Below are 20,286 nucleotides of genomic sequence, written 5' to 3' on the forward strand. Positions count from 1 at the left end.
CTTTACTCCTCCCCTTCTTCGGGCAGCAATTCAACATCCAGAGCAAGGCTCCTCATCTCATTCTGAAGCACATTGAACGATTCGGGAGTCAGGGAATGCGGGATGTTTTCTCCGTTCACCATAGCGCTGTAGGCTCGAGCTCTTCCATCCACATCATCCGATTTTATTGTGAGCATTTCTTTAAGGCAGTATGCCGCTCCGTACGCTTCAAGAGCCCAAACTTCCATTTCTCCAAGCCTCTGTCCACCATTCTGAGCTTTTCCTCCGAGTGGCTGCTGAGTAACCATGGCGTATGGTCCGGTAGCTCTTGCGTGAAGTTTGTCTTCTACCTGATGTGCCAGTTTCATCATATACATACATCCCACCGTAACCCTCTGGTCGAATGGTTCACCTGTTCTTCCATCGTAGAGAATCGTTTTCCCGTCTCTGTCCAGGCCGGCTTCTACGAGTGCATCCCCAATCTCCGCATTGGTCGCGGAGTCGAACACCGGAGTAATTACATCGTAACCCTTTTTCTTCGCAGCCCAGCCTATATTCGTTTCCATCAGCTGGCCTACGTTCATCCTGCTTGGTACTCCAAGGGGGTTAAGGCAGATATCAACGGGAGTTCCATCGGGCAGATAGGGCATATCTTCCTGCGGGACTATTATGCTGACAACACCTTTGTTTCCATGTCTTCCGGCCATTTTATCACCAACCTGCAGCTTGCGTCGCTTGGCCATATAGACTTTTACGGTTTTAATAACTCCGGGGGGAAGATCGTCTCCTCGCATGAGCTTTTCCTCAGCGGTTTCCAGCTCATTCTCCAGCCTTCTATGTTCTTTGTAGGCATTCTGAAGTATCTGACGGGTTTCGTCATCATCCTTTAGATCCTCAACAAGCTGCTGACCGGAATCAATATCGGAAAAATTCACTTTGTTCAGGAAAGACGCTAGAAGCTTCCTGCCGGAGGGAACCAGAATCTCACCGGTAAGCCGGTCAACAATACTGACAGCCTTTTTCCCTTTGAGGATCTCCTTGAGAAGAGCATCTCTTTCAGCGAAAAGCCGATTCTCGTTCTCCTCGAATTCCTCTCGTAATCTGTCCCGCTTTTCATCTATTTCACGGCGCGTTCTCTCAGTCTTATCCTTCCTGGAGAAGACTTTAACATCAATGACCACGCCGTCCATCCCTGTTGGAGCCCTGAGTGACGCATCCTTCACATCTCCAGCCTTCTGACCGAATATAGCTCTGATCAGCCTTTCGGATGGTGAAAGATCCTGTTCTCCCTTGGGCGTAATCTTGCCCACAAGGATGTCCCTTTCCCTGACTCTTGAACCGACCTTGATAATACCGTCTTCATCAAGGTTGGCTATCTCCTCGAGATTGTCAACACTCGGAAGCTCTCTTGTCAGCTCTTCCGGACCAAGTTTTGTCTCTCTGAACTGTGTTTCCATTTCAACTACATGAACGGAAATAAATACATCGTTTCGGATAAGCCTTTCGCTGACCACGATTGCGTCCTCAAAATTGTATCCATTCCAGGGTACAAATGCCACCGTTGTATTAACACCAAGAGCGAGTTTACCGTTATCCGAAGCCATTCCGTCTGCCAGCATCTGACCTTTTTCAACTCTATCACCAGTATGCACGCGGGGTCTCTGATTCAAGCAGGTGTCCTGGTTCGTTCTCTTGAATTTCTGCAGCTGATAAGTATCGAACTTATGGAAGTCATATACCTCACAGTCAGCCTTTACGATTATAGTATTTGCATCAACTTCCTCAACCGTTCCCGCTCTTATTGCCGTAACGAGGGTTCCTGAATCAAGAGCAGCTCTTCCTTCCATTCCGGTTCCCACTATTGGTGCCTGAGGATGCAGCAGGGGTACGGCCTGACGCTGCATATTCGAGCCCATAAGCGCTCTGTTCGCGTCATCATGTTCAAGAAAAGGTATAAGGGCAGCGGATACACCTATAAGCTGTCTCGGACTGACATCGATGAATTCAACTTCGTCTGGCTCCACCATAGGAAACGTTCCCGCTCGGCGGGTTCTTACAAGGTTTCCTGTGAGATTTCCGTTTTTATCAATTGGAGCATCGGCCTCAGCAATTGTTGTACGGTCTTCCCGATCGGCGGAAAGGTATACGACTTCGTCAGTTACCCTTCCATCGATTACGCGGCGGTAAGGTGTTTCCAGAAAACCGAACCGGTTAATGGAGGCAAAAACAGCCAGAGTTGTAATAAGCCCGATATTGGGACCTTCGGGGGTTTCTACAGGACACATTCGTCCGTAATGGGTATGATGAACATCCCTGACATCGAAACCTGCCCTTTCTCTTGTCAGTCCACCCTGACCAAGAGCGCTTGTCCTTCTCTTATGAGTCAATTCGGCAAGGGGGTTCGTCTGCTCCATGAACTGTGAAAGCTGACTGGAACCAAAAAAGGTGTTGATCACACTTGAAAGGGTTCTCGAATTCACCAGATCATGAGGTGTAAGCTTTTCACGGTCCTGATGTCCCATCCTGTCACGGATGGTTCTCGCCATTCTGCTCAAACCTTTGGAGAATTCCTGTCCGAGAAGCTCCCCAACTGTCCTGACCCTTCTGTTACCGAGATGATCAATATCGTCCGAGGTGTTTCTGCCTTCACGAAGCTTTATAAGATTCTCTACAATGGCCACCATATCAGGTACGGTAAGGGTGAGTTTCTCCATTGAAGTGGAAATGTTAAGCCTTTCGTTCAGCTTGTACCTTCCAACCTCGCTGAGGCTGTAGCGCTTCGAATCAAAGAACATCGATCTGAGGTAACTTCTGGCGTGATCAAGATTCGGCGCTTCCGTACCTCTAAGCGCCTCGTAGATCCACATTGTGGCTGAATCTTCGTTCTTCTCAATTCCCGCTCCCAGACTTGTTGCTTCCTTGGCAAGTGTTTTTCTGATTCCGTCAAAGTCGTTGGTATCAATACGGGGAGCCAGAAAATCGGCCTTCTTTATACCATGCTCAACCAGCTTCTCTATTTTTTCAATACCCTCTACAGGTTCATCACAACGAACAAGAAGTTCCCCGGTTTCAGGATCAACGATATCCTCAGCGAATGATTTGAGAACAAGTTCGATAGCCTTTGAACGGCTCTTGAGAGCTGATTCAAGGTCTCTTGTGACTCTTGGGTAGAAACTCGAAAGTATATCCGAGTCCGAACCCAATCCCAGAGCGCGAAGCAGCATTGTTACGGGTATTCTCTTGGGACGTCTGTCAATGTTAACGTAAATAATGTCGTTGTGATCAAGTTTCAGGTCCAGCCATGATCCCCTCAGGGGAATTACCCTGGCTTTGTAAATCCTATTGCCCCGCTGCATTGTCGTTTCCTCGAAGAAAACTCCGGGACTTCTATGCAGCTGGTTGACTATTACCCTTTCGGCTCCGTTTATTACAAAGGAACCTGTGCTCGTCATCAGGGGAAGTTCGCCCAGGAAAACCGACTGGTCGATTATTCTGGATACTTTCCAGGAATCCGGGGAAGGTTTGCCGTTCTTCGTATCTATTATGTTTCTGAATACGAGCCTCAACATGGCAGTCAGCGGTACCGAGTAGCTGAGTCCCTTGTCCATGGCCTCCTGTACCGTGTACTTAGGTATACCAAGTTCGTAAGAAACGTACTCCAGCGAAAATTCACGGTTGCCGCTCTCAATGGGAAAAGTATCCTGGAAAATCTTGTGCAGTCCCTGGGGAAGACGTTCATCCGGGGGAACATCGTCCTGCAAAAATCTGCTGAAAGATTCTCTCTGTATCTTCAGAAGATCCGGAATATTAATAACCGGCTCTACTTCGGAATAATTCTTTACAGGTTTGTTAACCTTCACCTGATCACTCCTCACGCCTGTTAGGAAGTGAAATAACGTAAACGATTTAAATCAATACGGGGCAAACGGCGAGAAATGCTTCTGCAATCTCCCGCCGCGCGTACAATTAGATGTTACTGAAGTTTGACAGTTGCTCCAGCTTCCTCAAGCTGCTTCTTGAAAGCTTCAGCTTCCTCTTTGTCCATTTCCTCGCGGAGTTTCGAGGGAACGTTGTCAACAAGTTCCTTGGCTTCCTTCAGGTTCAGTTCAAGAACATCCTTGACTATCTTGATAACAGGGATCTTCTTAGCGCCGAAGTCCTCGAGAATCAAATCAAACTCGGTTTTCTCTTCAGCCTGGCCGCCCGCCGCAACGGGGGCTGCTGTGGCTGCTGCTGCCGGTGCTGCTGCGGATACTCCAAACTTCTCTTCCATTTCTTCAACGAGCTCTGCAAGCTCCAGAACTGTCATGCTTGAAATAGCCTCTATAATATCAGCCTTTTTGAGATCACTCATTTTCTTCCTCCATTTGCTGCGGTACCCTCCGGGGATTCCGCCACTTTATTTAGTTCTCCCTGCTCTCCTTTATTGCATTAACTGCATAGAAGAATTTTCTGATTATTCCACTGCTGACTGAAACGAATCCCTGTAAAGGTGATTTGGCTGAGCCCAGAAGCTTTGCCAGAAGTACATCTTTCGAGGGGATATCGGCAAGCTTCATGAGTTTACCGGTTTCGTAAGTCACGCCGGATACAAATCCTCCCTTTACCTGCGGAAGTCCTTTGTGATCCTCTGCGAATTTCTTGATTATCTTTATGGGAAGTACCTCATCGGCTGCATATGCCAGCGCGGTGGGACCTTCCATCATTGCATAGATACCCTCATCTTTTTCAACTTCAATCTCTTTGAAGATTCTTCGAAGAAGGGTGTTCTTGACAACGGTGAAGCCAACATTGTTCTCTCGCATCTGGACCCTGAGATCTGTTATATCCTCAACATTGACCCCGGTGAAATCAGCCAGAACTATCGATCCTGCTTCGCCCAGATCTTCTATAAGGGTGGCTACAACATTCTCCTTCTGCTTTCTTGAAACAGCCATCTGTTTATCACCACCTATCGAATACGGGCCCGAAGATCGTTAAGATCGATCTTTATTCCGGGTCCCATCGTGGACGAAACTGATATATTTTTCATGTATTGGCCTTTAACGGCTGACGGCCTGAGATGCAGCACCTTCTCAAAAAAGGTTATAACATTCTCGGCCAGGGCAGCCTGTTCAAAACTCGCTCTGCCTACAGGAACATGAAGGTTGCCGGTTTTATCAACCCTGAAGGTTATCTTGCCTGCTTTTGCTTCCTTCACAGCCTCCGCGACTTCATCAGTAACGGTTCCAGTCTTCGGATTGGGCATCAGACCCCTCGGTCCGAGAACTCGTCCGAGTTTACCTACCGTTCTCATCATATCTGGACTGGCAATGGCTACATCGAACTCAAGCCATCCGTCCTGGATTTTAGTTGCGAGGTCTTCATCTCCTACAAAATCGGCTCCGGCTTCCTTAGCCTGATCCGCCTTCTCCCCCGAAGCGAAAACTACTACCCTTGCGATCTTCCCTGTACCGTTGGGCAGAATACATGTTCCCCTGACCATCTGGTCCGCGTGCTTGGGATTGACGTTAAGTGAAATGGCTATTTCAACCGTTTCATCAAAACCGGCGGTTGCATGTTCCTTGACGAGCTCACAGCTTTCATCAAGTGTATATTTCTTATCCTTATTGACACTCTCCCGGGCCTGGCGGAATCTTTTGCTCATTTTTGCCATTAATCCACCACTTCCAGACCCATGCTCCTGGCAGTACCCGCAATCATTGAAACAGCAGTCTCCATCGACGCGGCATTGAGATCCTTCTCCTTCAGTTTCACGATCTCGCGGCACTGCTCTCTGGTTACCGTACCAACTTTTTCACGGTTGGATTCCGGAGATCCCTTAGCAAGCCCGGCAGCCCGTTTCAACAGAACTGCGGCGGGAGGGGATTTCAGTATAAAAGTAAAGCTTCTGTCTTTATAGATAGTTATGACCGCAGGAATAATAAGTCCTTCGCTCCCCCGGGTTCGGGCATTGAATTCCTTACAGAAACCGGCCAGGTTTATCCCGTACTGTCCCAGAGCGGGACCTACGGGAGGAGCCGGCGTCGCCTGCCCTGCGGGCAGCTGAAGCTTTACCACACCCAAAACCTTCTTGGCCATGGTAAGTACTCCTTTCCTTCTGCAGCAACCTCCCCTTATTGGTTACGGCAGCTTACTGAAAATGAGACGGACTTATCCGCCTCAGGTTATATTCGGTCTGTTGTCAGACCGGTCGAACCTGTGAAAAATCGATCTCCACAGGCGCTTTGCGGCCGAATATGGTGAAAATAACTCTCACTCTGCCGCGTTCAGGGTTGATAGATTCCACAACCCCTGTAAAATTGTTAAATGGCCCTTCCGTAACTCTGACAGTCTGTCCTACCGAGTATGGAACTCTTACGATTTTTACCTTGTCCGAACCTTCAGCCTGTCCCTTCAGCCGACCTATTTCAGCATCGGTTAAAGGTTCCGGAGAGCCCTGATTCATGGGTGGAAAGCCACTCACGTTGCTCATGGCTCGAACGTCCATGATTATTTCCGGGTTCAGATCAAGCTGAACGAAAACGTAGCCGGGATACAGTTTTTTCTTCCTTGATGTCTTTTTTCCCCTGACATTCGAAGTTACTTCCTGCGTAGGGATAAGAACCTCTCCCACCTTTTCGGGATATTTCCTTTTGAGCTGACCCTCCAGGAATATCTTTACCCGCTTCTCGTAACCGGAGAATGAATTGACAACGTACCATGAAAACCTGTTGTTGTCTTCTTCTACTGTTTCTTCTTCAACTGCCCCTTGTTCGCTGGTCTCTTCTTCTACCATAATCCTGTCCTTATTGGAACTGAAGCTGTCAGCTTTTAGTGAATCAGCCTGATGAGCCCATTAATTAGAATGGCGGAGAACTGGTCAGCGGCAAATATCCATACTGACGTTATTGCTACCGCGAAAATAACGACCCACGTTGAAGAAATCACTTCTTCCTTTGTCGGCCAGGCAACTTTTATCAGTTCTGCCTTCACTTCTCCTAAAAACCTGATGGCAGTCTTTATACCCCTTACAATGAAGTTGCCGTCCTGAGTATTCCTACTACGAGCCATAATCCTTCCTCTTCCTCTGATCCGTATTGCACTCATAGATTATGGCAGGGCCGGAAGGACTTGAACCCTCAACCCCCGGATTTGGAGTCCGGTGCACTACCAATTGTGCTACGACCCTGCGCAAATTCTTAAGAATAACTACTTCGTTTCCCTGTGAAGGGTGTGCTTATTACAGAATCTGCAATACTTCTTCATTTCCATTCTGTCAGTGTTCGTCCGGCGGTTTTTCGTGGTGCTGTAATTGCGCCGTCTGCATTCCTGGCAGGCAAGTGTGATTATTACCCTCACTTTGTATCCTGTCTATTGTTCGATTCTATCAACAACTCCATGACCCACGGTGCGTCCTCCTTCGCGAATGGCGAAACGGAGTCCTTCCTCGAGGGCTATGGGTGTGATAAGTGTTATTTTTACACCATCAATATTGTCACCCGGAAGGGCCATTTCGCGCCCTTCAGGAAGTTCAATCGCGCCGGTCACATCGGTTGTACGGAAATAGAACTGTGGGCGATATCCCGAAATGAAGTGCTTCTTCCTTCCACCCTCTTTTTCCCTGAGTATGATTATGTTGGCGTAGAATTCGGTATGTGGAGTAACGGAACCAGGCTTCGCGAGAACCATTCCTCTTTCAAGCTCGTCCTTCTTCATTCCTCTCAGAAGGAGACCTACGTTGTCTCCCGCCTGACCTTCATCGAGAATCTTCCGGAACATTTCAACACCGGTACATGTGGTTTGAACAGTTTCATGGATTCCGATACGCTCAAGTTTATCACCGGTATGGACTATTCCCCTTTCGATCCTTCCGGTACCAACAGTACCACGTCCCTCTATTGAGAAAACGTCTTCTACCGGCATCAGGAAGGGCTTTTCTATATCGCGTTCAGGTGTGGGGATCCATTCATCAACGGCTTCCATCAGTTCGTAGATACATTTTGCGTCCTCATCATCCGGATCTCCATTGGAGCTGAGAGCCTTAAGAGCGCTTCCCCTGATAATCGGGGATTCCGGATCGAATCCGTACTTATCGAGAAGTTCGCCAACTTCCATTTCAACAAGCTCAAGAAGCTCATCATCATCAACCATATCGACCTTGTTAAGGAAAACGACCATTCGGGGAACGTTAACCTGGCGGGCAAGAAGCACATGCTCTTTTGTCTGCTCCATTACACCATCATTGGCAGCGATAACAACGATAGCGCCGTCCATCTGTGCGGCACCGGTTATCATGTTCTTGATGTAGTCCGCATGACCAGGACAGTCTACGTGGGCGTAGTGCCTGTTCGCCGTTTCATACTCCTGGTGAGAAGTGGCAATTGTAATGCCGCGCTTCTTTTCTTCAGGTGCGTTGTCGATCATATCGAACTCAACGTAACTGACATTATTGAACTGTGTTGCCAGGCACTTTGTAATGGCAGCCGTTAAGGTGGTTTTGCCGTGATCAATATGACCTATTGTACCCACATTAACGTGAGGCTTGGTCCTTTCAAACTTCTCCTTAGCCATGATTTCTCCTTTTCTTTTTATCTCTCATGAGACGCCGATCTTATTCAGTATCCTGCTTATTTTCAATTCACCCGTATGCATATATGGAGCCCACGAGCGGGATTGAACCGCTGACCTCGTCCTTACCAAGGACGCGCTCTACCGACTGAGCTACGTGGGCTCCGGCAGTAAATCTCGCAGACATAATCTACGATCCAAGCGGTTATCCTACCGCGTTCCAAATATTTACAATGCTCCCGGCTGGAGCGGGAGACGGGGGTCGAACCCGCGACCCTCAGCTTGGAAGGCTGATGCTCTGCCAACTGAGCTACTCCCGCACACCGGTGACGACAAAAATCCGCCACATTCACAAGGATGGTGGCGAGGGGTGGATTCGGACCACCGAAGGCAATTGCCAACAGATTTACAGTCTGCCCCCTTTGACCGCTCGGGAACCTCGCCAGCTCCTGTCATTTATCTAATCAGCACTTATCCCTCATGGAGCTGGCGAAGGGACTTGAACCCATAACCTGCTGATTACAAATCAGCTGCTCTCCCAATTGAGCTACGCCAGCAAAAAGCGAACCTGAAGCATATAGAAACCCCTCTGTACTGTCAAGATTCCTGTTACGCTCCCAACGGATTAGTAACAGAGAACATTGACGAAGACAAAAGGTTATCTGTAGCTTTAGCGGAGACGTGAAGTTACATTCAAACTGGGAGCATGTCAATGAACAGGATTATCGTATTGTTATCAGGTGTATTTCTGTTTCTATCTGCATTTATTACAGGCTGCGGCGAGGAAGTATCCATTCAGTATGAGCTTGAAATGGTTCCGGGTCTATGTTTTCTTCACGTTCACATTGGTGACGAAATGAATATTGGTCTTATACCGGATGAAATAAACGAGTTTGTTCCAATGTGGCTGTGTGATTCTCTTCATACTCGCGGAAGCTTCGGTGTAAGCCTTCTTGGAATAAATCTTACTGATTTTTCCCCACAGCTGCTTTTCCTCTCAAGGGAAATAACAACAGACGAAATGCTGCAACTGGGAACGAGTGGTTTTAATTGCAGGTTCGAGGAAAACCCCGAGGCCTGCAACCTGATCGATGACAGGGGCAGTATGATTGGTTCTATTGCCTGCAGGGATGGATGGACATGTCTTGTAACGGGAAGCGGCGCTGACAGAACGGCCGGACGATGGCTTGAGCTTGAATTGGAGGAATCCCTCGCGTCGGATATTGATCTTGTTTCCATATCCGAATCCGATGCCGATCTCACCGTTTTAATTTCTCACAACTCTATAGCCTTCGTATCCGTAATTCCCACAGGGATGCTTTCAAGAGCAGAAATCAGTATGCTCAGCAACGTGAAAAGCCTTATTCAAACCATTGACCCCCGTGCCCTGCGAATCAGCCTTGATATCAGCAGCGAAGATCCTCAGGTAACTCATCTTGAATTACAGCTTGTACGAGACAAAGATAACGTTACCACTTTTTCAGCAGACTTCAGCGATACGGAACTGACCCCTGAAGATCTCCTTCAAATAATCAGGGACGGAGGCATTTTATACTAAGAACACAAATAATACGACCATATCACCCGTATCATGCGCAGATTAATCGCGAAATAAATTTAAAATGCCTCCGTCCCTATTTATTTACGAGAATGTATTTCAGACTATATTAGTACTGTGGCTCCAAACTGGAAAGAGAGTATTCATGAATATCCGGATACCCGGAAAGTATTTTGTTACGCTGGCACTTCTTCTGCTCATCTCGCTTTCCTATGCCGATCCTCCTCCAGGATATTACGATGACGCCGCCGGCCTAACGGGCCCTGCGCTGCAGCAGGCCCTTCATGATATTATTGATAGCCATACCAATATCAGCTATGCCGCTATCTGGCTCGCATTTTTCACGACGGATGACAGGTATGGAGACAAGGTCTGGGACATGTACTCCGACACTCCGGGTGAAACTCCTCCATACGAATACACATTGGGCGATGACCAAAACCAGGGAGGTTCTGCGGGAGGAGAAGGCGAATCCTACAACCGGGAACACTCCTGGCCCAAGAGCTGGTTCAATGATGCCTCGCCCATGAACACCGATCTGTTTCATATTGTTCCAACGGATACCTACGTGAACAGCCAAAGGGACAGCTACCCCTACGGTGAGGTCAGCAACCCGACCTGGATATCAGAAAACGGCAGCCGCCTTGGGCCCTGCTCCTATTCGGGATATTCGGGAATCGTCTTCGAACCTATCGATGATTACAAAGGGGATTTCGCTCGGAATTACTTCTACATGGCCACACGATATCTGAACGAGGACAGCGGGTGGCCGGGCAGTGACATGGTCAACGGCGCGGTACTGAAGCCATGGGCGGAAGCGATGCTTATCGAGTGGCATTCAAATGATCAGGTGAGTGCAAAGGAACTCGATCGTAACGAAGCTGTATACGTTATTCAACATAACCGGAATCCATTCATAGACCACCCTGAATTCGTTTTTCTAATCTACGATCCCACTTCGGTGGAAAGCGGGGGATTCCAGGCAGCTTCAGCTGCCCTGTACCAGAACATTCCCAATCCGTTCTCCGTTTCAACAGCAATCGGATTCATGCTGCCTGAAACAGCTGTGGTCAGTATTACAGTGTACGATATTTCCGGAAAAGTGGTAAACAGCATATTTGAAAACAGCCAGCTTCCCAGGGGATATCATGAGGTTGTATGGAATGGCGAAACGAGTTCGGGCTATCCTGCAGCGTCTGGAATCTACTTCTGCAGGCTCAGCACTCCCGAAGGAGTCACAACTATACGAATGATGATGATTGGCGGCTGAATGAGCATCATCGAAGCCAGGGATATAAAGCGCAGTTTCGATGACATGAAGGTGTTATCAGGCCTGGATATTGATGTGGAAAAGGGCGAATTTCTGGCGATAACAGGAAAAAGCGGAGTTGGTAAAAGCACTCTGCTCGCAATTCTTGGTACACATGATCTCAATCACGGCGGAGAACTCAGGATAGCCGATAAGGATACAGGAAAACTCACTTCATCGGAACTGGCAGCTCTCCGAAGAGAATATCTGGGTTTTGTCTTTCAGGATTTTCATCTGCTGCCCTCGCTGACAGCGATGGAAAACGTGATACTACCGGTTGTGTTTTCCGGTGGCAATCTTGAATATGCGCGCAATCAGGCAGGAGAAGTTCTTGCAAAGCTGTCGGTAAGAACCGATGATACTCCAACATCACTACTTTCAAGGGGTGAAAGGCAGAGGGTCGCGGTGGCCAGGGGGCTTGTGAACAAACCCTCTGTTCTACTGGCGGATGAACCCAGCGCAAGCCTTGACGAGGAGAGCGAACAAACCCTTTTCGATCTTCTGGATAACCTCCGTAGACAGCAGAATTTCGCTCTGATAGCTGTAGTTCATTCGACCGCTGTTCTCCATCGTGCCGACAGAATTCTCGAACTGAAGGATGGTATTCTTCATGAAACCGTCTGAAGTTAAGCTGGCCCTTCACCTGTGGAATCGCGGTCACTGGAAGGATTACATTTTCAGCCAGGGAATGCTCTTCACCGCATCTCTGTTACTTGTTTTTTTCATAACAATCGGCCTTGGCGTACAGAACCTTCTTGACAGGTTCCTTTCCAACGATCTGCCGGCGGAACAGGTGCGTGTCACTCCTTCGGGAATGCAGGCGGGGTTCTTTCAGACCGAAACGGGCGGGATGGAGATTACCGAAGAAATCAAAAATGAACTGGAGAGTTCTCCCCTTGTCGAGCGCGTTGACCCTCAGATATATGCCCATGTTCCAGCCCTTCTTCGAGGGCAGCTGGGAGGACAGCCCTACTACACGGACATCACTCTGGAGGGGGTAACGGGGGAATTCCTTGGGGATTCGCTTCTGCGGGATATCGACTGGGCATACACGATTGAGGATTCCTCCAGCCGTTTTCTTCCGATAATCCTCAGCGAGAATCTCCTGCTTCTGTACAATGCCGGCTTCGCTGAATCCAACGATCTTCTCGGCCTGACTCCCGATGGTGTACTCGGAACGGAATGCGTCATTACACTGGGAAGAAGTTCAATAGCGAACCTAGACCATCCCCCTGTTACAGTGAGGGCGAGAATTGAAGCAACTTCCCGCAACATGAACCTCTTCGCCATAGGCGTTCCATTCGAATTCGTGGACGAGATGAACTCCATGTTCCTACCTGACGATACAAGAAGGTACAGCGCTCTTGTATTAACGGCGAAGACTGCGGAAGATGTACCGGAAATCGTAAGGACTGTCGAGGCAACCGGCCTGCGGGCCGAAACCAGAAGGGGCATAGCTCAGAAAGCCGAGATACTTGTGGGAGCGGTAACAGCAGCGCTCGCCGCTCTTGCCGCGGCAATACTTCTGTCCGCTTTATCCAGCGCCATTCATACACTGGTTGCAGATCTGAAGAACAGGCGCTTCGCTCTGGGAGTATTGATGGCTCTTGGCACTCCCCACAACAGGCTTGCCATGATCTTCGCTTTTCAGATATTTTTCATGTCGTTCGTAACAATGGTCCTCGGAGCCGCTCTGGGGTGCCTTCTCTCATGGGCGGCAAGCAGCGCGCTTCTTTCGCTGAGCCCGGTACTGAGAGCGGCAGTTGACAGCCTTGCTGTATTCCCCGCGGTATGGCTTTCAGCCGGGATAGGCGTTATGCTGGCCACTTCAACCGGCGCGGCGTACATTTTCTTCGGCCGCATACTGAAAACCCCGGTAACAAGACTGCTCCGCCCCTGACTTCACCGCTGTAAGTATCCATCTCAAATGCTCTGAGATAGTGATTCTCTTTAGAAGATGCCGGGATTTGGCTTACCGTGTTCATCAACCCTTCAAAGTATTGACAGGGCAACAGTATCCTCGGTATGCTTTTGTAGTGTTGACAATACTAAACGAAAATAGGCCTTGGATATGCTGTATGTTGTTATTTCAATGCTGATTGGCGTTCCCATGTCTCTGGATATGCCGGATTACGATTACAAGTTCGATATCGACATTCCGCACTTCGAGACGAGAGGGCCACACTCCTTCGATGTTCTTAACTACGATATCGCATTCGAGCTGTTCGAGGCTGATTCTTCAATTCAGGGAATTACAGCCATTCACTTCGAAGCTGTTGAAGCAAGTCTCGACCAGATACAACTTGATCTCATTGCGCTGGAAGTGGATTCCGTCTGGGACGGGTCAGGGGTTCTCGCATGGGTTCAGGCTGGTGATTCGGTGGTGATAGATCTGAGCAGCCCGCTCGAATCAGGAGATACCTTAACCGTTTTCGTTGCCTATGGAGGTTTCCCTACAAATTATTTTTTCGCAGGCTTTTACGCAAACTCGGAACTGCCGCCCCATGTTACGTTCTTCTCTATTGGGATGGGACCCAAATCAGGAAGGTACATCTACCCCTGCTGGGACGATATCTACGACAAGGCTTCCTTTGAATTCCACGCAACTGTAAACGACTCCCTCTACGCAGTATCATGTGGTGAACTCACAGGTATCGACTATTCAGGGGGGAAAGCAACATTCAACTGGAGCAATCCCGAGGACATGTCAACATATATCTGGGCTTTTGCCATATCCGACTATATCGTTGTCAAGGATACAACCTATCCCTGGATTGAGTATTACACATTTCCCGACTATTTGTATTGTATAGAGCAAATATTCGGCAATGTCGATCAGATGATCGACTGCTTTGAAGATCTGTTTTGCCCCTACCCCTGGAGTACAAAACTGGGCTTCCCATTTGTCCGTGCGTCCAACATCTATTGCGAACACAATACCATTCCGTACACACTTGCCCCCGAAACAATTGTCGCCCACGAAATATCACACATGTGGTGGGGAAACATGGTCACCGAGGAAGACTGGCCTGAGATATGGCTGGCCGAGGGCTTCGCAACCTACTGCCAATGTCTTTGGGAAGGTTACAGCGTTGGTTCCGAAGCCTATGACGAGATGATACTGAGCACTATGAACAGTTACCTGAACAGCGGAGAACTTTTTCCAATTGTACCGGCTGACGACTACTGGTGCTTTACAACCTATAATAAGGGTGCCAGCGTATTACATATGCTCAGATTTGTCATAGGCGATACGATTTTCTTCGATGCCCTTAAACTCTACCTCTCAGACAATGCTTACGGCTCTACAACTACAGAGGATCTCATAGCCAGTTTTGAAACAGTATACGGGTCCGACTTGAACTGGTTCTTCGATACCTGGGTCTACGACTGGGCATACCCCGACTACAACTACTCCTGGAACACATTCCAGACAGGTTCCAACTGGGATATTACAATTTATCTCGACCAGGAACAGGTGGTTGGACCAGTATTCGTAATGCCGGTGGATTTCCTGATTTCCGGCAGCGACACTGACACACTGGTGACAATGTGGAACGAACTGCAGAACGATTCCGAGACCTTCACGCTACCTTTCCAACCCACCGGGGTTATCCTGGATCCCTTAAACCACATTCTTCATGCGGATCTTCCGGGAGTCGGCATTGAGGAGGAACCGGAAAACACTATCACCGGGATGAGAATCATCCCCAATCCCGCTGTTTCCCTGATCGGTTTCGAATGTGCAACTGAAGCTGGTTCTACAGCAAGTGTATACGATCTCAGTGGCCGTTGCGTACTCCGTATGCAGTTACAGGAAAACCAGAATATGCTCAATGTGGCTGATCTGCCATCGGGCAGCTACACCCTGAGGATTGAATCTGATGGAATTATCAACACAGGATCCTTCGTTATTCTAATGGACTGATACGCAACAACCTTGCGGTATTCCCCGAACAACAGGTATCTTAATTTCAAGCCGATCCGGGAATTTTCCCGAAACAGCATCTTCGTTCTAATAAACTTCCAGTTCCTGCCTGAAGAAGTGTGCTCTGATTGTGACCGGCAGCTTCAGGATGGATACTTTCCTGCAGGCAGGAGAGTCCCTTGTGGACGCTACCTTCAGGGCATACAGTGGCCTCTTTCGGTTGCAGAGCTGAAAAACACATTTTAACCACAGAAGACGTTCAGATTTCTGTAAATAGCTACAGGTAATGGAACATGCAACGGTGTGAAATCCAGTTTCCTTAATAGATATTTGGAATTCAGCAGTGAAACCGCTACATTATCAGCATTAAACTAAAACAATCTGAAAAGGGAGTGAATGTATGAAAAAACCGGATTCCGGGATGCTTGTGATTACGATTTGCCTGTTATTACTTCCATTCCAGGTGTTTGCGCAGATTACTTTCGAGCGCTGGTATGGCGGCAGCCAGCGTGAAGAAGGGCAATCTGTCTCACAGACTTCGGATGGTGGTTATGTAATGTGTGGGTATACAAAATCGTTTGGAGATCCTGATGGTGATGTTTACATGGTGAGAACCGACGAATACGGTGACACATTATGGACAAGAACGTTTGGCGGGTCATCCTATGAACAGAGCTTCCGTATTGAACAGACAAATGATGATGGATTTATAATCGCAGGATTAACACATTCTTTCGGTGATTTAAGTCAGATGTACCTTGTTAAAACCGATAGCTCCGGAAATCTGGACTGGCAGGGAACGTACGGTGGTGGATATGTTGAATACGGCTATTCTGCACAGCAGACATCGGATAACGGATATATAATTTGCGGATCGACCAATACATATGGTGCCGGTAGTTATGATATGTACCTGGTTAAGACTGACTCACTTGGTGTTATGAACTGGCAAAATGCCTTCGGTGGAACCGGTAACGACAGAGGACATACAGTGGAACAGACCGATGATGGTGGTTATATCCTTGCCGGATATACACACTCATTTGGCGCGGGCGGAGCGGACGTGTACCTTGTTCGAACAGATGAAAACGGCGATACACTCTGGACAGGAACCTACGGAGGGTCCGATGATGATCTCCCTCATTACGGCAGATGTGTAAGACAAACTTATGATGGCGGATTTGTTGTTGCCGGCTACACGAAATCTTATGGTGCCGGGTTGTATGACATGTATCTTCTAAAAACAGATTCTCTGGGAAACATGGAATGGGAGGAAACCTACGGCGGTTCCGACATGGATATCGGTCGATCGGTTGAGCAACTGGCCGATGGTGGATTCATAATTGCCGGATCAACGAAGAACTTCGGTGCAGTTCTTTATGATGTATATCTGGTTAGGACCGACGCTGATGGAGGTGTTATCTGGACTGATACCTTCGGTGGTTCGGATTATGATTATGGCGAATCCGTGCAGCGAACTATCGACGGTGGCTTCATCATCGGAGGATATACGAAGTCATACGGTTCGGGAGAGTTCGACTTCTACCTTGTTAAAACCGAACCCGACATAACCGGCATAGAAGAAACCGGTTCTCAGGAAATAATCACATTTTTCGGGAATGAACCTAACCCATTCGACAACTTCACTACAGTAGAGTACAATCTGGCTCAGAGCTGCATTGTGAATATTTCTGTTTATGATGTCAACGGAAGACTGATCAGAGAGCTGGAAACACAGAACAGGGAAGCAGGAGTTCATAACGCAACCTGGGACGGAATGGATAATTCCGGTATGGAAGTCACCAGCGGAATTTATTTTTGCCTGTTCAGAACGAACGGTGTTTTCACAGCCAGAAAAATGTGCCTGATCAGATGACCGGAACAATACCGCAAGTTTCGGATAGACTCGAATCGGATTTAGTTTGTATAAATTAGAAGAGGTAATACAAGCTGGAATGTTGTTGATTTGTGAAATTACCGGTCATATCATTCTATGTAATTGAATCAGAGTTGCAGTTTGTCCTATCCTAGATGTTGTTTTACAGGGAAAATATATTCCTGAAGCTAAAAGAAATATTATCGAAGCACTTAGTCTATTCTTCATGATCAGCAGAACTCTGGCTTTGCGGTTAATGCATGCATGAGAAAATAACTGTTATCTGCTTGAAACTGAAAGATACTGCCAAAACATCTGTATGTTTATCATGAACCGGCCAGAGCTCTCCTGATCATGAATATGACGTTTTCTGCAGTATTCCTGTGAATGATCGCTATTCCCGGGTATTTCCCTTGCCAGGCACTTCGATGTTTCTGAAATAGAGGTTGGGTAACAATTCACAGCTCCGACTTCACGGGAAACGTACATTCTGATACCGAGTATCCAGCGTATATTTACTGACAACGATGTTTAACTGCGGGTATTTCATATCGTATGGTCAGTTTCAGGCAGGGAAATGGTGACATCTGCAAACGGATGAGCTGTTTTGGGGGTAGCTAATAAGATTGCGGAAAATCCACTTTCCTACTATTTATTATTATTCTGATATGAGATTTTTTCTACTATTGCACTCCAGCTGAATGAATTCGCCACCTTCGTCGTTGTCTTCAGCCGCTGAAATTCTCGTTCGACAGGAGAGATCATTAAAAGAATCATGCATCTTGTTTTGCTTATAAATGTGTGCATTGCCATGGGCAGCACAAACGATACAATATCTTTAGCAAATCGAATGCAAGATTCTCTACCTGACGGCTGGGAATGCACAATAGTTGATCAGGATGGTCATAAGGGGCACCCCCAAGGCCTTGACGAACCACTGTTCAGGGTTGATTTCATTAACCCCGATGTTTTGTTCGATGCTGATAGAAGAATAGGATTGAATCCTACCATTCAATTGTATTTCTATGATATCAACTCAAAGCCTGATGTTATGAAAGTTATTGGAGAGCAGTCGCTTTATTCGTGGGACATCCCAATCTACTTTGGTGAAACTGAAGAATATATTGTTGTCACATCCCCCGCGTATGTAAACCATGGTGTGTTTACGGAAGAGGCGAAGAATACAATTCGTCCTATTTGGAATGCCTTACGAATACATATCGAATGTAAGGAAGATGAGTTAATCGAACAATTGGTTCAACCGGTCAACGAATAACCATGCCTGATTTGATACACTATGGTGATCGCGCACGAACATAATCATATCCTGGAGGATAACGTGATTCGTATTGTTGAGATGGAGAACTTACGCTTCAATCAGTATCTGTCAGCGGTGGGTGTTGTCGGCGTGTTTTCAAGGTGGGTCGTTGCACATCGACCCCACGCAAAGTCACTCTGTGTATTATCGGGATCCCAGATTGTTGCAGTTGCGATTCTCGGTCCCAGTATAGGACTTCCTCAGGCGGCGAGCTGCTGGGTATTCAGTGACTCTACTGAGGCGTTTGCCTGTCTTCTTGAACAGTTACGCCAAATGAGAGTTGGTCCTCTGAGCTTCCCGCTTCGTTTTCTGGATTATGTAGCAAGAGGTAGTGACGTTTCTGTAGATCATTTCTATGTGATGCTGCAATCAAGAGCTGGAAAAAGAATCGGCGTCTCGGGGGTCGAGTATCTATCGCGCGAGAGGTTCGCGAACCTTACCATTCCCGACGAAATGACCCGTCTTCTCGGCACCATCGAAAGCATTCCTGAGGGATTCCCGTACTACGGAGTGGTCAGGAGTAACACGCTGGTTGCTCTTGCAGAGTCATGTGTTAGAGATTCCGAATTGGCTGCGATCCAGCAGGTGTTTACGATATCCTCGGCTCGGGGTCAAGGTTTTGGGCATGCAGTGGTGGAGTATGCAGCTCTGGATCTTCTCAAAGATGGAATTATACCCACCTACTTCACCGATGAAAGCAACCGAGAATCTGTCTTTCTGGCTGAGTCAGTTGGATTTGAACTCGACTCCAGGTGGGGATACACTGATCTTGATTAGGTGCACTGGTTAATGCCTGCATGATGCCCTACCTCCTGGCTATGTGTGTAAAAGAGAATGAAGATAAGAGGTTTACTTGAAAGCAGCCCGATTATACGATCAACTTGAAAAGGATTTCATTACTCCGGAAATGAGTGACGAATGGGCACAGTACATGGATTCTGTCGCTGATTTTCTTAGTGATAACTTTAAGAAGAGATCAATGGGTTTAGTTTGTGATTTTACCACAGAAATAAGTAAAGTTTATACAGCTGTTTTCCCATCAGGAAACATTATGCAAAGAATTCTAGATGATGGAACTGAAGATGCGATGCTTTTTGTTCATCATCCATCGATTTGGGATATCAGAAAAGCACCGGATGTGTTTCAGCAGATTGACAGAGAATTGTTACAGCAATTCGAAAATAGAAAAATCTCAATTTACAATCTTCATGTACCTCTGGATAATTTTGGTGAATACTCAACAAGTGTAACTTTAGCAAAAGCATTAGGTATAAAACCTGAAAAAGCCTTTGCAGCATATTTTGGTGCAATGGCAGGAGTATTTGGAAAAACCGACTGTGCAACAGTTCAAGACCTGAAAAACAAATTTCAGGAAACAGTCAACCATGAAGTCAGTCTGTATAAGTATGGAGATGATGAAATCAAAGACGCAACTGTCGCTGTTATAGCAGGTGGCGGGAATGATATTGATATACTACAGGAAGTTTTCAAAGCTGGAGTCAATACTTTTGTAACAGGTATTGCTGTTATAAATAAACATTCCAGCAAGGCACATGAATATGCTGAAAAACAAGGAATAAATATACTGGGTGGCACCCATTATTCTACTGAAAAATTTGCTTGTATATCGATGGTTGACTATTTTACTGAAACTGGATTGCCCTCCGAATTTATTGAAGATGAACCTGTTATGGAGGACATGTAAAAAAAGCCCTGTGCGGCATTTCTGTAATCGTTTGAACCATGCTTCAAATCGCAGGAGTAAAAG

18 protein-coding genes and 5 tRNA genes are annotated in these 20,286 nt (G+C 47.3%); 9 read left to right on the forward strand and 14 right to left on the reverse strand.

The window, feature by feature from the left end:
• Positions 1 to 2: 2 nt before the first annotated feature.
• From rpoB to K8S15_13760, 14 genes are all read right to left on the reverse strand, one after another.
• The gene (gene rpoB, locus K8S15_13695) at positions 3 to 3,839 is read right to left on the reverse strand and encodes a DNA-directed RNA polymerase subunit beta (GenBank protein ID MCD4777090.1); all 3,837 of its coding nucleotides are present in this window, start codon (positions 3,837 to 3,839) and stop codon (positions 3 to 5) included.
• Positions 3,840 to 3,952: 113 nt separating this feature from the next.
• The gene (gene rplL, locus K8S15_13700; GenBank protein ID MCD4777091.1) at positions 3,953 to 4,333 is read right to left on the reverse strand and encodes a 50S ribosomal protein L7/L12; all 381 of its coding nucleotides are present in this window, start codon (positions 4,331 to 4,333) and stop codon (positions 3,953 to 3,955) included.
• Between the two features lie 49 nt (positions 4,334 to 4,382).
• Entirely contained in the window at positions 4,383 to 4,916 is a 534-nt protein-coding gene (gene rplJ / locus K8S15_13705; GenBank protein MCD4777092.1) for a 50S ribosomal protein L10, read from the reverse strand.
• A gap of 14 nt (positions 4,917 to 4,930) precedes the next feature.
• Positions 4,931 to 5,635: a 50S ribosomal protein L1 gene (gene rplA / locus K8S15_13710; GenBank protein ID MCD4777093.1), complete on the reverse strand. Its 705-nt coding sequence runs from the start codon at positions 5,633 to 5,635 to the stop codon at positions 4,931 to 4,933.
• Positions 5,635 to 6,060 carry a 50S ribosomal protein L11 gene (gene rplK, locus K8S15_13715; GenBank protein MCD4777094.1) on the reverse strand — a complete coding sequence of 142 codons (426 nt, stop codon included), beginning with the start codon at positions 6,058 to 6,060 and terminating at the stop codon, positions 5,635 to 5,637. Before rplK ends, rplA begins: the two co-directional genes overlap by 1 nt.
• A gap of 103 nt (positions 6,061 to 6,163) precedes the next feature.
• Complete coding sequence (gene nusG / locus K8S15_13720; protein ID MCD4777095.1) at positions 6,164 to 6,757, reverse strand: transcription termination/antitermination protein NusG; 594 nt, start codon at positions 6,755 to 6,757, stop codon at positions 6,164 to 6,166.
• A 35-nt stretch (positions 6,758 to 6,792) separates the two neighbouring features.
• A complete protein-coding gene (gene secE / locus K8S15_13725) occupies positions 6,793 to 7,032 on the reverse strand; it encodes a preprotein translocase subunit SecE (protein MCD4777096.1) in 240 nt (79 codons plus the stop codon).
• A 42-nt stretch (positions 7,033 to 7,074) separates the two neighbouring features.
• A tRNA-Trp gene (locus tag K8S15_13730) sits at positions 7,075 to 7,150 on the reverse strand.
• Between the two features lie 20 nt (positions 7,151 to 7,170).
• A complete protein-coding gene (gene rpmG, locus K8S15_13735; GenBank protein ID MCD4777097.1) occupies positions 7,171 to 7,320 on the reverse strand; it encodes a 50S ribosomal protein L33 in 150 nt (49 codons plus the stop codon).
• A gap of 12 nt (positions 7,321 to 7,332) precedes the next feature.
• On the reverse strand, positions 7,333 to 8,532 hold the full coding sequence (tuf, locus tag K8S15_13740) for an elongation factor Tu (protein ID MCD4777098.1): 1,200 nt from the start codon (positions 8,530 to 8,532) through the stop codon (positions 7,333 to 7,335).
• An 84-nt stretch (positions 8,533 to 8,616) separates the two neighbouring features.
• A tRNA-Thr gene (locus K8S15_13745) sits at positions 8,617 to 8,692 on the reverse strand.
• An 81-nt stretch (positions 8,693 to 8,773) separates the two neighbouring features.
• Positions 8,774 to 8,849 (reverse strand) — tRNA-Gly (locus tag K8S15_13750).
• Positions 8,850 to 8,887: 38 nt separating this feature from the next.
• Positions 8,888 to 8,973: transfer RNA gene (locus K8S15_13755), tRNA-Tyr, on the reverse strand.
• Between the two features lie 37 nt (positions 8,974 to 9,010).
• Positions 9,011 to 9,086 (reverse strand) — tRNA-Thr (locus K8S15_13760).
• A 155-nt stretch (positions 9,087 to 9,241) separates the two neighbouring features.
• Between K8S15_13760 and K8S15_13765 the strand changes: the two genes are divergently transcribed.
• From K8S15_13765 to K8S15_13805, 9 genes are all read left to right on the forward strand, one after another.
• Positions 9,242 to 10,087 carry a hypothetical protein gene (locus tag K8S15_13765; protein MCD4777099.1) on the forward strand — a complete coding sequence of 282 codons (846 nt, stop codon included), beginning with the start codon at positions 9,242 to 9,244 and terminating at the stop codon, positions 10,085 to 10,087.
• A gap of 145 nt (positions 10,088 to 10,232) precedes the next feature.
• The gene (locus tag K8S15_13770; GenBank protein MCD4777100.1) at positions 10,233 to 11,357 is read left to right on the forward strand and encodes an endonuclease; all 1,125 of its coding nucleotides are present in this window, start codon (positions 10,233 to 10,235) and stop codon (positions 11,355 to 11,357) included.
• A complete protein-coding gene (locus K8S15_13775; protein MCD4777101.1) occupies positions 11,358 to 12,020 on the forward strand; it encodes an ABC transporter ATP-binding protein in 663 nt (220 codons plus the stop codon). It abuts the gene before it with no gap.
• Positions 12,007 to 13,296 (forward strand): hypothetical protein, encoded by a 1,290-nt coding sequence (locus K8S15_13780; protein ID MCD4777102.1) that lies wholly within the window; start codon positions 12,007 to 12,009, stop codon positions 13,294 to 13,296. Before K8S15_13775 ends, K8S15_13780 begins: the two co-directional genes overlap by 14 nt.
• A 165-nt stretch (positions 13,297 to 13,461) precedes the next feature.
• Positions 13,462 to 15,324 (forward strand): T9SS type A sorting domain-containing protein, encoded by a 1,863-nt coding sequence (locus tag K8S15_13785; GenBank protein ID MCD4777103.1) that lies wholly within the window; start codon positions 13,462 to 13,464, stop codon positions 15,322 to 15,324.
• A 400-nt stretch (positions 15,325 to 15,724) separates the two neighbouring features.
• A complete protein-coding gene (locus K8S15_13790) occupies positions 15,725 to 17,200 on the forward strand; it encodes a T9SS type A sorting domain-containing protein (protein MCD4777104.1) in 1,476 nt (491 codons plus the stop codon).
• Positions 17,201 to 17,975: 775 nt separating this feature from the next.
• Complete coding sequence (locus tag K8S15_13795) at positions 17,976 to 18,476, forward strand: hypothetical protein (GenBank protein MCD4777105.1); 501 nt, start codon at positions 17,976 to 17,978, stop codon at positions 18,474 to 18,476.
• 63 nt (positions 18,477 to 18,539) lie between these two features.
• Positions 18,540 to 19,295 carry a GNAT family N-acetyltransferase gene (locus K8S15_13800; GenBank protein ID MCD4777106.1) on the forward strand — a complete coding sequence of 252 codons (756 nt, stop codon included), beginning with the start codon at positions 18,540 to 18,542 and terminating at the stop codon, positions 19,293 to 19,295.
• Between the two features lie 76 nt (positions 19,296 to 19,371).
• Positions 19,372 to 20,223, forward strand: a complete 852-nt coding sequence (locus tag K8S15_13805; protein ID MCD4777107.1) for a Nif3-like dinuclear metal center hexameric protein — start codon at positions 19,372 to 19,374, stop codon at positions 20,221 to 20,223.
• Positions 20,224 to 20,286 lie beyond the last annotated feature (63 nt).

The organism is Candidatus Aegiribacteria sp., from assembly GCA_021108005.1.
Lineage (GTDB): Bacteria > Fermentibacterota > Fermentibacteria > Fermentibacterales > JCC-6 > Aegiribacteria.